Source organism: Glaciibacter sp. 2TAF33 (assembly GCF_052114945.1).
Taxonomy (GTDB): Bacteria; Actinomycetota; Actinomycetes; order Actinomycetales; family Microbacteriaceae; genus Cryobacterium.
On record NZ_JBFRFS010000008.1, the window covers coordinates 106,908 to 121,063 of the forward strand.

Consider the following 14,156-nt stretch of genomic DNA (forward strand, 5'->3'; position numbering starts at 1 on the left):
AGCGACAGCGCACGCAAAAAACTCTAGTCTGCAGACGTGCCCGATTCACAGGAACAGCAGGGTCTCCCCCCGGAGTTCGCCGCAGCGCTCGACGCCGTCCGCCGCGCCAGGACCCGACAAGAGCTGGTCGTCACGGAGATTCCGGCCCCCGGGCGCCTCGCCCCGTACGCCGTCGCGCTGGCAGCGGATGTCTCGCCCTCCCGGCACGGCAGCGACTCCGATTTCGGAACCGGCCGTTTCATCCTGCTCTACGATCCCGACGAGCCCGAGGCGTGGGGCGGGGCGTTCCGGGTGGTCTGCTTCGCGCAGGCACCGCTGGAAACCGACATCGGGCTCGACCCGTTCCTGGCCGAGGTGGCGTGGGCGTGGCTCGTCGACGCCCTCGACGCCCGGGGCGCCAAGTACACCGCCGCATCCGGCACCGCGACCAAGATCATCTCATCCGGCTTCGGCGAACTCGCCCGGCAGGGCGACGGTGCCCAGATCGAGCTGCGGGCGTCCTGGACGCCGCTGGAGAACAACGTCACCGCGCACGTGGAAGGCTGGGGTGAGCTGCTGTGCATGCTGGCCGGCCTCCCGCCAGCGGGCGAGGGCGTCAGCTCACTGACCGTGCGCCGGGCCGAACGTGGCTGAGTCTTCCGCGGGCGCGGCAAGCCACGAGGTGATCGCGACCCGCGCAGCCTACCTGGAGGCAACGGCGGCGATCGCGGCCGGGAACGGGCCGGTGGGCATCGACGCCGAGCGCGCTTCCGGGTTCACCTACTCGCAACGCGCCTACCTGATCCAGGTCTACCGGCGCGGTGCCGGCACGTTCCTGTTCGACCCTCCCGCAATCGGCCGCTTCGACGAACTCAACGACGTGCTGGCGCCGGCGGAATGGATCCTGCACGCCGCGAGCCAGGACCTCGCGTGCCTGCGCGAAGTCGGGCTGGATCCGGCGCGCATCTTCGACACCGAACTGGCCGCCCGGCTGCTGGGGCTCCCCCGGGTCGGGCTCGGCACGGTGGTCGAGGAACTGCTCGGGATCCACCTCGCGAAGGAGCATTCCGCCGCGAACTGGTCGACCCGCCCGCTTCCAGAGTCCTGGCTCGTGTACGCCGCCCTCGACGTCGAACTGCTGCCCGACCTCCACGACGTGATGGTGGGCATGCTGGCTGAGTCCGGCAAGACCGAGATCGCCGCCGAAGAATTCGCCGCAACACTGGCCAGGGAGACCAAGGCCGTGCGCTCAGAACCCTGGCGACGATTGTCCGGCATCCATTCGATCCGCGGCGTGCGGAACCTTGCCGTGGCGCGGGAACTCTGGCTGGCCAGGGACGCCCTGGCCCAGCAGCTCGACGTCTCCCCCGGCCGGCTGGTCCCTGACGCCTCGCTCACCGCCGCCGCCCGGGTCGCGCCGTCAAGCCGGCAGGCGCTGGCGGATCTCCGGGAGTTCAGCGGCCGGGCCAGTCGCAGCGAGCTCGATCGCTGGTGGGGCGCCGTGCAGGCCGGCCTCACCACCGAAGACCTGCCCTCCTCCCGGCCCAACGGCGACACCCTGCCGCCGCCGCGCGCCTGGGGAGACCGCAACCCCGAAGCGGATGCCCGTTACAAGGCGGCCAGGGCCGTCATCGTCTCCGTGGCTGACGAACTGTCGATGCCGGTGGAGAACCTGCTGACCCCCGAGCACCTCCGCCGGGTCGCCTGGACCCCGCCTGACCCGGTCGACGCCGCATCCGTCGCCCAAACCCTCGCCGGGCTCGGCGCCCGGCCCTGGCAAATTGACGCAACTGCACAGCTGATCGCCGATGCCTTTGTCGATGCCCACCAAAAGCTGGACAGTCCGCCCGATTCGGCTTCGTAGGAACAGTCAAAGGATTCTGGCCTCAAATACCGGCACCATAGGATCGATCTCGATCTGATCCGATTGATGGAGGCATTGTGGCCGATAGAACAGAAGTCGTCTTTGTGGACGGGGTTCGCACCCCGTTCGGGCGTGCCGGTGAAAAGGGAATGTACTGGGGCACCCGCGCCGATGACCTGGTGGTCAAGGCGATGATCGGGTTGATGGAGCGCAACCCCGGCGTCCCCGGTGACCGCATCGACGACGTCGCCATCGCCGCCACCACGCAGACCGGCGACCAGGGCCTGACCCTGGGCCGGACCGCCGCCCTGCTGGCCGGACTCCCCCGGACGGTGCCCGGGTTCGCCATCGACCGCATGTGCGCGGGCGCGATGACGGCAGTCACCACCATGGGCTCGGCAATCGGCTTCGGCGCCTACGACCTCGCGATCGCCGGCGGCGTCGAACACATGGGACGCCATCCGATGGGCTTCGGCGCCGACCCGAACCCGCGGTTCCTCGCAGAGCGGCTGGTCAGCGAGGACGCGCTGGTGATGGGCGCCACCGCCGAACGCATCCACGACCGGTTCCCGGCGTACACCAAGGAACGCTCCGACCGCTTCGCGCTCCGCAGTCAGCAGAAGATCGCCGCAGCCTACGAGGCCGGGAAGATCCAGCCCGACCTGATCCCGGTCGCCACCCGCAGCGAATCCGGCTGGGGCCTCGCCACGCGCGATGAGGCCATGCGACCGGAGACCACCATGGAGGGGCTCGCCACCCTGAAGACCCCGTTCCGTCCCCACGGCCGCATCACAGCCGGGAACGCGTCGGGCCTCAACGACGGAGCCACCGTGTGCCTGCTCGCCAGCGGCACGGCCGCGAAGGAGCTCGGGCTCACCGTGAAGATGAAGATGGTGAGCTTCGCCTTCGCCGGGGTCGAACCGGAGGTGATGGGGCTCGGTCCCGTCCCCTCCACCGAGAAGGCGCTCCGCAAGGCGGGCCTGGCGATCGATGACATCGGCCTGTTTGAACTGAACGAGGCGTTCGCGGTCCAGGTGATCTCCTTCCTCGACCATTTCGGCATCGACGACGACGACCCGCGGGTCAACCAGTGGGGCGGGGCGATCGCGATCGGGCATCCGCTTGCCTCATCCGGGGTGCGCCTGATGAACCAGCTCGCGGCCCAGTTCGCCGAGCACCCGGAGGTCCGCTACGGCGTGACCGCCATGTGCATCGGCCTCGGGCAAGGCGGCACTGTGATCTGGGAGAACCCGCACTTCAACCGGAAGGCAAAATAACCGATGACTGACTACTCCACCATCGACTTCTCCGAGCTGGTCGCCCACTCGGGTGACGAGGTCGTCACCCACTCCTTCGTGCGTGATGTGCCGCTCTCCGGCGGTCGCACGCTCGCCCTGGTGACCCTCGACAACGGACGTGACCACACCCGGCCGAACACGCTCGGGCCGGTCACCCTGCTCGAATTCGCTGCCACCCTGGACACGCTGAAAGAGCGCGCCGCACGCGGCGAAATCCACGGCGTCGCCGTCACCGGCAAGCCGTTCATCCTCGCCGCCGGTGCCGACCTCACCAAGATCGCCGACATCCCGTCGCTGGAGGCGGGAAAGAAGCTCACCCAGCTCGGCCACTACGCCTTCGCCAAGCAGGCGACGCTCGGTGTGCCGTCGTTCGTGTTCATCAACGGCCTCGCCCTCGGCGGCGGCCTCGAGATCGGACTGAATGCCGACTACCGCACCGTCGACGAATCGGTGCCGGCGATCGCCCTGCCCGAGGTGTTCCTCGGCCTGATCCCCGGCTGGGGCGGCTCCTACCTGCTGCCCAACCTGATCGGCATCGAGAACGCCCTCCGGGTGATCGTCGAGAACCCGCTCAAGAACAACCGCACCCTGAAGGCCACGGACGCCCTGGAGCTCGGCATCGCCGATGTCATGTTCCCATCGGCCACGTTCCTCGAGAAGTCGATCGCCTGGGCCGACGGCGTCATCGACGGCTCTGTCAAGGTGACCCGCCCGCACGCGCCCGGCAAGGTGGAACGCCTGGTGAAATGGGACGCCGCCGTCGGCATCGCCCGCAAGATGCTCGAGGGCCGCATCGGCACGGTCGCGAAGTCGCCCTACCTCGCCCTCGACCTGCTGAAGGCAGCGAAGAGCGGGACCAAGGAGGAAGGGTTCGAACGCGAGGACGACGCCCTGTCGTCGCTGATCGCCACCGACCAGTTGCAGGCCAGCGTCTATGCGTTCAACCTGGTGCAGAAGCGCGCCAAGCGGCCGGCCGGCGCCCCGGACAAGGCGCTCGCGAAGCCGATCACCAAGGTCGGCGTCATCGGCGCCGGCCTGATGGCCAGCCAGTTCGCGCTGCTGTTCGTGCGCCGGCTACGGGTTCCGGTCGTCATCACCGACCTCGACCAGGCCCGCGTCGACAAGGGTGTCGCCTACATCCACGATGAGATCGCCGCGCTCGAGTCCAAGCAGCGCATCTCCTCCGATGAGGCCAACCGGCTGCGCGCGCTGGTCACGGGCACAACGGACAAGGCCGACTTCGCCGACGCCGACTGGGTGATCGAGGCGGTGTTCGAAGAACTCGGCGTCAAGCAGGAGGTCTTCGCCGAGATCGAGAAGCACATCGCCCCCGACGCGATCCTCGCCACCAACACCTCGTCGCTGTCGGTGGAGAAGATCGGCGCCAGGCTTGAGCACCCGGAGCGCCTGGTCGGCTTCCACTTCTTCAACCCGGTCGCCGTGATGCCGCTGATCGAAGTGGTGACCACGCCCCTCACCAACGACTCCACCCTCTCCACCGCGATGGTCGTCGCCGGCAAGCTGAAGAAGAACGCCGTCATCACCCGCGACACCCCTGGCTTCGTGGTCAACCGGGTGCTGGCCAGGCTGCTCGGCGAGGCCATGCACGCCGTCGACACCGGAACGCCGTTCGAGGTCGTCGACCACGCCCTCGACGGGTTCGGCCTGCCGATGACGCCGTTCGAACTGCTCGAACTGGTGGGCCTGAAGGTCGGCGCCCACGTGCTCGACACCCATCACGCCGCCTTCCCCGACCGCTTCTTCGAAAGCCAGAACCTGCACAAGCTCGCCGAGTACGGGAAGATCCTCGACCGCGACTCCAAGGGCAGGATCAAGGGCTTCGACAAGGGCGCACAGAAGATCGTCGCCGGGGGAACCACGCCGATGACCGCGGAGCAGATTCTGCGGCGGGTTGAAGACGGGCTCGCCGACGAGATCAGGCGGATGCTGGACGACGACGTCGTGCACGCGGCCGAGGACATCGACCTGTGCATGATCCTCGGCGCCGGCTGGCCGTTCCAGATGGGCGGAGCCACACCGTACCTCGACCGGGTCGGCGCGAGCGAGCGTGTCTTCGGCGACACCTTCCACCACCCGGTGATCAAGGGTGTCGGTGCCGGGTCACCGGCCGACGTGCCGGCGGCCGCCGACTCGCACTGATCGAAGTTGTCTTATCGAGGTACGCGGGTTGAACGCTGGTGCGCGGGCTGAATTCAGCCCGCGCAGTGGCGTTCAACCCGCGCAGTAGGAGCCCCGCGTCCTGGCTGAGTGGCCAGCGACTGCACTCAGCGGTTCAACGGGGTCATGTCCGCGTAACGGTCGCCGACCGGCGCCTCGATCGCACCGAGGGTGGCGAGCTGGTCCGCGGTCAGCTCGATCGCATCCGCTGCCACGTTCTCCTCAACCCGCGTCACCCGCTTGGTTCCGGGGATCGGCGCGATGTCGTCACCCTGCGCGAGCAGCCAGGCCAGGGCCACCTGGGCCGGCGTCGCACCGGTCTGGGAGGCGACGGCATCCACTTGCTCGACGATGCGGATGTTCGCGGCCAGGTTCTCGCCGGCGAACCGCGGGTTGCTGCGCCGGAAGTCGTCGTCGTCGAGTTGGTCGAGCGAGCGGATGCTTCCGGTCAGGAACCCGCGCCCGAGCGGTGAGTACGGAACGAAGCCGATCCCCAGTTCCCTGACCAGGGGCAGGATGAACCTCTCGGGGTCCCGCGACCAGAGCGAGTACTCCGTCTGCAGCGCGGTCACCGGGTGCACGGCGTGCGCACGGCGGATGGTCTCCGGCCCTGCCTCTGAGAGCCCGTAGTGGCCGATCTTGCCCGCGGTGATCAGGTCGGCCAGGGCGCCGACGGTGTCCTCGACCGGCACGCCCGGGTCCATCCGGTGCTGGTAGTAGAGGTCGATGTGGTCGGTCCCGAGCCGCTTCAGCGAACCGTCGACCGAGAGGCGAACGTTCTCCGCACTGCCGTCGAGGCCGCGACCCCCGTCGCCCCGGTGCAGGATGGTGCCGAACTTGGTGGCGATGACCACCTGGTCCCGCCGGGAGGCGACGGCCCGACCGAGGAGCTCTTCGTTCAGGTAGGGCCCATAGATCTCCGCCGTGTCGAACAGGGTGACGCCGAGGTCGATCGCCCGGTGGATGGTGCGGATGGACTCCGCGCCGTCGGTGCCGGCGCCGGAGTAGAAGGCGGACATGCCCATGCAGCCGAGCCCCAGCCGCCCGACGTCGAGTCCGGTGCCGCCAGCGGTGGTTCCGAGTGTGATGTGTTTCATTTCTTTCCAACCTGTTCTGTGTAGACGGAGATTTTGTAGTCGATGGCGGCCAGGCTGCGCTGGACCTCCTCGAGCTGGGCCACGACACTGATCCGGTGCCGCAGCAGCAGCTCGAGCCGGTCGGCGCTGGTCGCATCACCCCGGCGCGCCAGTTCGACGTATTCCTTGATCCGGCTGATCGGCATCCCGGTGGAGCGGAGCCGGGTGAGGAAGACCACCCAGGTGATGTCGGCCTCTGAGTAGCGCCGGTGCTGTGATGGGGCCCGCTCCACCTGGTGGAGCATCAGCCCGGTGGCTTCGTAGTAGCGGAGGGTGTGGGCCGTCAGCCCGGTGCGCGTGGCGACCGCGGCGATCGAGAGCCGCGCTCTCGGTTCCACTGCGACGTTCTGTGATGGCACAACGTTCTGTGATGGCATAGGGCAACCCTAGAACTTAGAGCGCACTCGAAGTCAACCGGGTTATCGGCGCCGCACCAGGGTCCGGTTCAGGATCGCACTGGTCAGGGCGTCGATCGGCTCACGCGCGGCGGACGGGTTGGCGAGGAGGGTGAAGTCCACCAGGCCGAGTTCGGGCAACCCGAAGCGGTTGCTCACAGTGACCAGGTCGTCGGGGATGAGCGACCGCGGAAAGACTGCGATGCCGATACCGGCCCGCACCGCCGCCAGCACCCCGTTCACCTCACGGGTGGTGCAGGTGATGCGCCAGGTGCGTCCTGACCCTTCGAGCGCGTCGATGGCCATCTGCCGGCTGAGGCTCGGCGACCGGTAGGTGATCAGCGGAACCGGTTCTCCGGGTTCGATCATGGTCTTCTCCTGGCCGACCCAGACCAGGTCATCGGTGCCGACCAGGGTGCCCTCGCCGCCCTCGCCGACCGATTGCTTGATGAAGATCAGGTCGAGGTGGCCCGCTTTCAACCTCCGGTAGAGCGGCGCACTCTGGTCGACTGTGAGCTCCAGGTTCACCCGTGGGTTGAGCTGGCGGAAGTGCCGCAGGATTCGCGGCAACTGGGTCAGTGCCAGGTCGTCGGCCGCCCCGAACCGCAACCGGCCGCGCGTCGCCGAGCCGCTGAAATAGTCGACCGCCGCCGTGTGGGCGGCCAGGATGGTGCGGGCGAAGCCGGCCAGGGCGTCACCGTTGTCGGTCAGGCGCACGTCCCTGGTGTCGCGGGCCACCAGGATCCGCCCGACCGAATCCTCGAGCTTCCGCACGTGCTGGCTCACGGTGGGCTGGCTGATGCCCAGTTGCGCGGCAGCGCCGGTGAAGCTGCGGGTGCTCGCCACCGCGAGGAAGGTCTTCAGCAAAACCGGGTCGTACATGCCGCTCCATTCGAAACAGTAATGGGAGTAATTGGTTCAATTTAGCGAAGTAATGACGTCGCCGCGAGTAGCGTCGAAGACCCAACCCCTTCCAGGAAAACCCGTGACTGCCGACACCCATCCCCTGACCGAGCCCATCCCCGTCGCCACCGGACCCCAGCCGTGGAGCAAGACGCTCGATTCCCTGAGTGTGCCCAACTTCCGTCTGTTCACCGCGTCGAACGTGATCGCGATGACCGCCACCTGGATGCAGCGCATCGCGCAGGACTGGCTGGTGCTCGAACTCACCGGCAGCGTCACCGCGGTGGGCGTGACCGTGGCGATGCAGTTCGCGCCGATGCTGCTCTTCGGGCTGTACGGCGGCGTGATCGTGGATCGGTATTCCAAGCGGATGCTGCTGATGCTCACGCAGTCCGTCGCAGCCGTCCTCAGCCTTGCGCTCACCATTCTCACCCTCACCGACGTGGTCGAGGTGTGGCAGGTCTGGGTGATCGCCTTCGCCATCGGCCTGGTCACCGTGATCGACAACCCGACCCGGCAGGTCTTCGTCAACGAGATCGTCGGCCCGCGCTACCTGCGGAACGCGATCACGGTGAACTCATCGGTATTCCAGCTCGGCGGGCTCGTCGGGCCGGCGATCAGCGGCGCGTTGATCGTCGCGGTGGGGGCGGGCTGGTCGTTCGGAATCAACACGCTCGCCTGCTTGGTGACCGTCCTCGCCCTCTCGCGGCTGAAGTCCGGGGCCCTGCACCGCACCCCGCCGGCACGGAGGGAGAAGGGGCAGCTGCGGGAAGGCATCCGCTACGTGGTGGCGAAACCCACCATCCTGTGGCCGATCGTGATGCTGGGCTTCCTGTCGGTCTTCGCGCTGAACATGCCGGTGCTGCTGGCGGCGTACGCGAGCGACGTCTACCGCGTCGGCGCCGGCGGGTACGGGCTGTTCAACACCATGGTTGCCGTCGGCGCCTTCGCCGGGGCGCTGGCCTCGACTCGGCGGGCCAACATCAGGCTGCGCACGGTGATCGCCTGCGGTGGCGTGTGGGCGCTGGTGCAGGCCGGTTCCGGCCTGATGCCGACCGAGCTCGCGTTCGCGGTCGCACTGGTGGCAACCGGCGTCGCCAACCAGTACTTCTTCACCGCCGGGAACCCGCTGGTGCAGATGTCCTCGAACGTGCGGGTGCGCGGACGGGTGATGTCGGTGTGGGTGCTGGTGTTGCTCGGCGGCCAGGCGATCGGGGGGCCGCTGATGGGGTGGGTGGTTGAATCATTCGGACCGCACGTGGGAATGCTGGTGTCCGGGCTGGTGCCGGCCGCGGCGGCAGGGGTGATCGCCGTGGTCCTGGCCAGACGCCACCAGTTGCACCTCGTGCTCCCGCTCCGGGCCCGCCTGCGCCGGTCTCGGGTCTCCTGACCAGTCGAGCCCGGGCGCGACCAGCGACGGTCTCGGCCAGTCCCGGGCCAAATCAATCCTGGGCGCGGGGGCGCAACGGGATCGACCCGGTGTTGGTGCCGTCGGCCGCGAGCGGCCGGGCGACCGGGATCTTGCTGCCCAGCACCATTGCGACCACGTCGCGGGCGATGTGCTGGGGGGTGAGGCCGACTCGCTCCAGGATCTCGGCGCGCGATCCGTGCTCCAGGAACTGGTCGGGCAGGCCGAGCTCGGTGACGGCCGTGTCGACCCCGGCTTCACGCAGGTCCTGGCGGATGCGCGTGCCAATTCCGCCGACCCGGATGCCGTCCTCGATGCTGACCACGATGCGGTGCTCGGCGGCCAGGTCGATGATGCTCTCCGGCACCGGAACCACCCAGCGCGGGTCCACCACAGTCGCGCCGATCCCCTGCGCCGCGAGCCGCTCGGCGACGTCCAGACCCATTCCCGCCATCGGCCCGACGGTGACGATCAGCACATCCTTGCGCGCGTCGTCCCTGAGCACGTCGACGCCGTCGTCGAGGCGTCGTACCGCGGCGTACTCCACGCCGACGGTTCCCTTCGGGAAGCGCAGCACGGTCGGAGCATCGTCAACCGTGACCGCTTCTGCGAGTTCTTCGCGCAACCGGACGGAGTCGCGGGGCGCGGCCAGGCGGATGCCGGGCACCACCTGGAGGATGGCGAGGTCCCACATGCCGTGGTGGCTGGGACCGTCGGGCCCGGTGACCCCGGCACGGTCAAGCACGAACGTGACGCCGGCCTTGTGCAGGGCGACGTCCATCAGAACCTGGTCGAAGGCGCGGTTCATGAAGGTCGCGTAGAGGGCCACCACCGGGTGCAGCCCGCCGAAGGCGAGTCCGGCAGCGGATGTCACGGCGTGCTGCTCCGCGATGCCCACGTCGTGCACCCGCGCGGGGAAACGTTCGGCCATCTTGTGCAGCCCGGTGGGGCGCAACATCGCAGCGGTGATGCCCACCAGGCGCTCGTTCGCGGTCGCCAGGCGCAGCAGCTCGTCGGCGAACACCGAGGTCCACGACGGCCCGCTGGCGGATTCAGTCGACTCGCCGGTCTCCGGGTCGATCTGCCCGACCGAGTGGAACTGGTCTGCGGCGTCTTGCACGGCGGGTTCGTACCCCTTGCCCTTCTCGGTGATCGTGTGCACGATCACCGGGGCGCCGTAGCCCTTCGCCTGGGCGAGGGCCTCCTGCATCGCGTCGAGGTCGTGGCCGTCCACCGGGCCGATGTACTTGATGTCGAGGTTGGAGTACAGCGCTTCGTTGTTCGTCAGCCGGCTGAGGAACCCATGCAGGCCGCCCCGCACTCCGCGATAGACGGCGCGGCCGGGGGCACCGAGCCGGTCGAATGCCTTACGGCTGGAGAAGTACAGGTCACGATAGGCGCTCCGGGTGCGCACGGTGTTGAGGAACCGGGCCATCCCACCGATAGTCGGGGCGTAGGACCGGCCGTTGTCGTTGACAACGATGATCAGCCGACGGGTGTTGTCGTCGCTGATGTTGTTGAGGGCCTCCCACGTCATACCCCCGGTGAGGGCGCCGTCACCGACGACGGCGATCACGTGCCTGTCGCTCTGCCCGGTCATCTCGAAGGCGCGGGAGATCCCGTCGGCCCAGGACAGGGAGCTGGAAGCGTGCGAGCTCTCGACGATGTCGTGCACGGACTCTGAGCGCTGCGGATAGCCGGCGATGCCGCCGGTCTGGCGGATCCGGCTGAAGTCCTGCCGCCCGGTGAGCAGCTTGTGCACATAGGACTGGTGGCCGGTGTCGAAGACGATGGCGTCTTTGGGCGATTCGAACACGCGATGGATGGCGATGGTCATTTCGACAACGCCGAGGTTGGGTCCGAGATGTCCCCCGGTCTTGGCGATCTCCGTGACCAGGAACTCGCGGATCTCCGCGGCGAGTTGGACCAGCTGATCCTTCGAGAGAGCATCGAGGTCCCGGGGACCGGTGATCGTCTCCAGAAGGGTCATACGTGTCACCTTTCGTTCGCCTCTCAGCTCATTCGGCTCTGGGCATTGGCCTCAAACCCCGAGTCTACGCGCCGACCCCGGTGGCCGGGCCTGTGGGCCCGGCCACCGGATCCACTACGCGACGAGCGAGCGCAGAACGTACTGCAGGATGCCGCCGTTCCGGTAGTAGTCGGCCTCACCCGGGGTGTCGATACGCACGACCGCGTCGAATTCCACGGTCTGCTTGCCGGCCGGCGAGTGTTCGCTCGGCGCGGCGACGACGTGCACCGTCTTCGGGGTGGCGCCCTGGTTCAGTTCTTCCAGGCCGGTGATCGAGACGACCTCGGTGCCGTCGAGGCCGAGCGACGCCCAGCTCTCACCCGCCGGGAACTGCAGTGGCACGACGCCCATTCCGATGAGGTTCGAGCGGTGGATCCGTTCGAAGCTCTCGGTGATGACGGCCTTGACGCCGAGGAGGCTGGTGCCCTTGGCCGCCCAGTCCCGGCTCGATCCGGAGCCGTACTCCTTGCCGCCGAAGATCACGAGCGGGGTGCCCTGCGCCTGGTAGTTCTGCGAGGCGTCGTAGATGAATGCCTGCGGCGCGTCCGGCTGGGTGAAGTCGCGAGTGTATCCGCCCTCGACACCGTCGAGCAGCTGGTTCTTCAAGCGGATGTTCGCGAACGTTCCGCGGATCATGATCTCGTGGTTGCCGCGGCGCGACCCGTAGGAGTTGTAGTCCTTGCGGTCGACGCCGTGCTCGTCGAGGTACTTGCCGGCTGGGCTGTCGGCCTTGATCGAACCGGCGGGGCTGATGTGGTCGGTGGTCACCGAGTCACCGAGCTTCGCCAGCACCCGGGCGCCGGTGATGTCGGCGACCGGGGTGGTCTCCATCGTCATGCCCTCGAAGTACGGCGGGCGGCGCACATAGGTCGACTCCGGGTTCCACTCGAACGTGGCGCCGGTCGGCGTGTCGAGCGACTTCCAGCGCTCGTCGCCTTCGAACACGCCGGCGTACTGGTGCGTGAACATGCCGGAGTCGATCGACTCGTCGATGGTCTTCTGGACCTCGGCGGCGTCGGGCCAGATGTCCTTGAGGAACACGTCGTTGCCTTCGGTGTCCTGGCCGAGGGCATCCGTTTCGAAGTCGAAGTTCATCGACCCGGCGAGGGCGTATGCGATCACCAGCGGCGGGCTGGCCAGGTAGTTCATCTTCACGTCGGGGTTGATGCGGCCCTCGAAGTTGCGGTTACCGGAGAGCACAGCGGTCACGGCGAGGTCGTTCTTGTTGACCGCGGCGGAGATTTCGTCTTCGAGCGGGCCGGAGTTGCCGATGCAGGTGGTGCAGCCGTAGCCGACCAGGTAGAAGCCGAGGTCCTCGAGGTAGCCGTTCAGGCCCGCCTTCTCGTAGTAGTCGGTGACGACCTTCGAGCCCGGTGCGAGGGTGGTCTTCACCCACGGCTTGGACTTGAGGCCCTTCAGGCTGGCGTTGCGGGCGAGCAGCCCGGCGGCGAGCATGACCGACGGGTTGGACGTGTTGGTGCACGAGGTGATCGCGGCGATCGCCACCGCACCGTGGTCGATGGTGAACTCGCGGCCGTCGGCCAGCTGGACGTCGGTGGGCATCGGCCGGGTCTTCGGGGTGTGGCTGGCGTGCTTGGACTCGCTGCTCACGTGCGACACCTTGTGCGCAGACTCTTCGTCCTGCGGCGTGAACCCGATCGGGTCGGAGGCGGGGAACGTGCCCTCGACCGCGGCGTCGACCTGGGAGATCGGAACCGAGATGTATGCCTCCAGGTCGGTCTCGAACTGGTTCTTGGCGACACTCAGTTCGATGCGGTCCTGCGGGCGCTTCGGGCCGGCGATCGACGGAACCACGGTTCCGAGGTCCAGTTCGAGGTATTCGCTGTACGCCGGTTCGACGGATGCGTCGTGCCAGAGACCCTGCAGCTTCGAGTAGGCCTCGACCAGTTCGATCTGCTCGGCCGGGCGGCCGGTCAGGCGCAGGTAGTCAAGCGTCACGTCGTCGATCGGGAACATCGCCGCGGTAGAACCGAACTCCGGGCTCATGTTGCCGATGGTGGCGCGGTTGGCCAGCGGTACCGCGGCGACACCGGCCCCGTAGAACTCCACGAACTTGCCGACCACGCCGTGGCGACGCAGCATCTGGGTGATGGTGAGGACGACATCCGTCGCTGTCACACCGGTGGGGATGGTGCCGGTGAGCTTGAAGCCCACGACCTTGGGGATCAGCATGGAGACGGGCTGGCCGAGCATGGCCGCTTCGGCTTCGATGCCGCCGACGCCCCAGCCGAGCACGCCGAGGCCGTTGACCATGGTGGTGTGGGAGTCGGTGCCCACGCAGGTGTCCGGGTAGGCCTGGAGCACGCCGCCCACGGTGCGGGTCATGGTGACACGGGCCAGGTACTCGATGTTGACCTGGTGCACGATGCCGGTTCCCGGCGGCACGACCTTGAAGTCGTCGAACGCGGTCTGGCCCCAGCGGAGGAACTGGTAGCGCTCACCGTTGCGTTCGTACTCGATTTCGACGTTCCGTTCGAACGCGTTCTCGGTGCCGAACAGGTCGGCGATGACGGAGTGGTCGATGACCATCTCGGCGGGGGCGAGCGGGTTGATCTTCTTCGGGTCTCCGCCGAGCGCTTCGACCGCTTCGCGCATGGTGGCCAGGTCGACGATGCAGGGCACACCGGTGAAGTCCTGCATGATCACGCGGGCGGGCGTGAACTGGATCTCGGTGTCCGGCTCAGCGGTGGGAACCCACGCGCCGAGTGCGCGGATGTGCGCGTCGGTGATGTTCGCGCCGTCTTCGGTGCGGAGAAGGTTCTCCAGCAGCACCTTCAGGCTGAACGGAAGCTTCTCGTAACCAGCGACCGCGTCGAGACGAAAGACTTCATAGTCCGTCGAACCGACCCGGAGGGTGTCCTTTGCTCCAAAGCTGTTGATCGCCGTGTTGTTAAGCTCCGACACGATTCCCTCTCCTTCGTGGAGGCGGGCGGGTAGCCGCCAGC

The 14,156-nt window shown here is 67.8% G+C and carries 10 protein-coding genes; 5 read left to right on the forward strand and 5 right to left on the reverse strand.

The features are described from left to right. Positions 1 to 36 precede the first annotated feature (36 nt). The 4 genes from AB4Y94_RS09750 (at position 37) to AB4Y94_RS09765 (ending at position 5,301) form a co-directional block, all read left to right on the forward strand. A complete protein-coding gene (locus AB4Y94_RS09750) occupies positions 37 to 633 on the forward strand; it encodes a DUF3000 domain-containing protein (protein WP_441727621.1) in 597 nt (198 codons plus the stop codon). Continuing rightward, positions 626 to 1,843, forward strand: a complete 1,218-nt coding sequence (locus AB4Y94_RS09755; RefSeq protein ID WP_441727622.1) for an HRDC domain-containing protein — start codon at positions 626 to 628, stop codon at positions 1,841 to 1,843. Before AB4Y94_RS09750 ends, AB4Y94_RS09755 begins: the two co-directional genes overlap by 8 nt. Before the next feature lie 77 nt (positions 1,844 to 1,920). Continuing rightward, positions 1,921 to 3,120: a thiolase family protein gene (locus tag AB4Y94_RS09760; protein ID WP_441727623.1), complete on the forward strand. Its 1,200-nt coding sequence runs from the start codon at positions 1,921 to 1,923 to the stop codon at positions 3,118 to 3,120. Positions 3,121 to 3,123: 3 nt separating this feature from the next. After that, positions 3,124 to 5,301: a 3-hydroxyacyl-CoA dehydrogenase NAD-binding domain-containing protein gene (locus AB4Y94_RS09765; RefSeq protein WP_441727624.1), complete on the forward strand. Its 2,178-nt coding sequence runs from the start codon at positions 3,124 to 3,126 to the stop codon at positions 5,299 to 5,301. Between the two features lie 125 nt (positions 5,302 to 5,426). On the opposite strand, the gene AB4Y94_RS09770 is transcribed toward AB4Y94_RS09765, so the two are convergent. The 3 genes from AB4Y94_RS09770 to AB4Y94_RS09780 are packed head-to-tail and all read right to left on the reverse strand — an operon-like array spanning position 5,427 to position 7,732. Continuing rightward, positions 5,427 to 6,416, reverse strand: a complete 990-nt coding sequence (locus tag AB4Y94_RS09770) for an aldo/keto reductase (RefSeq protein ID WP_441727625.1) — start codon at positions 6,414 to 6,416, stop codon at positions 5,427 to 5,429. Further along, positions 6,413 to 6,832, reverse strand: a complete 420-nt coding sequence (locus AB4Y94_RS09775; RefSeq protein ID WP_441727626.1) for a MerR family transcriptional regulator — start codon at positions 6,830 to 6,832, stop codon at positions 6,413 to 6,415. Before AB4Y94_RS09775 ends, AB4Y94_RS09770 begins: the two co-directional genes overlap by 4 nt. A 42-nt stretch (positions 6,833 to 6,874) precedes the next feature. Then, positions 6,875 to 7,732, reverse strand: a complete 858-nt coding sequence (locus AB4Y94_RS09780; protein WP_441727627.1) for a LysR substrate-binding domain-containing protein — start codon at positions 7,730 to 7,732, stop codon at positions 6,875 to 6,877. Between the two features lie 52 nt (positions 7,733 to 7,784). On the opposite strand from AB4Y94_RS09780, the gene AB4Y94_RS09785 reads away from it, so the two are divergent. Continuing rightward, complete coding sequence (locus AB4Y94_RS09785; RefSeq protein WP_441727628.1) at positions 7,785 to 9,143, forward strand: MFS transporter; 1,359 nt, start codon at positions 7,785 to 7,787, stop codon at positions 9,141 to 9,143. 52 nt (positions 9,144 to 9,195) lie between these two features. On the opposite strand, the gene dxs is transcribed toward AB4Y94_RS09785, so the two are convergent. After that, complete coding sequence (gene dxs / locus AB4Y94_RS09790; protein WP_441727629.1) at positions 9,196 to 11,151, reverse strand: 1-deoxy-D-xylulose-5-phosphate synthase; 1,956 nt, start codon at positions 11,149 to 11,151, stop codon at positions 9,196 to 9,198. A gap of 114 nt (positions 11,152 to 11,265) precedes the next feature. Beyond that, positions 11,266 to 14,115 carry an aconitate hydratase gene (locus AB4Y94_RS09795; RefSeq protein ID WP_441727630.1) on the reverse strand — a complete coding sequence of 950 codons (2,850 nt, stop codon included), beginning with the start codon at positions 14,113 to 14,115 and terminating at the stop codon, positions 11,266 to 11,268. Between the last annotated feature and the right edge of the window lie 41 nt (positions 14,116 to 14,156).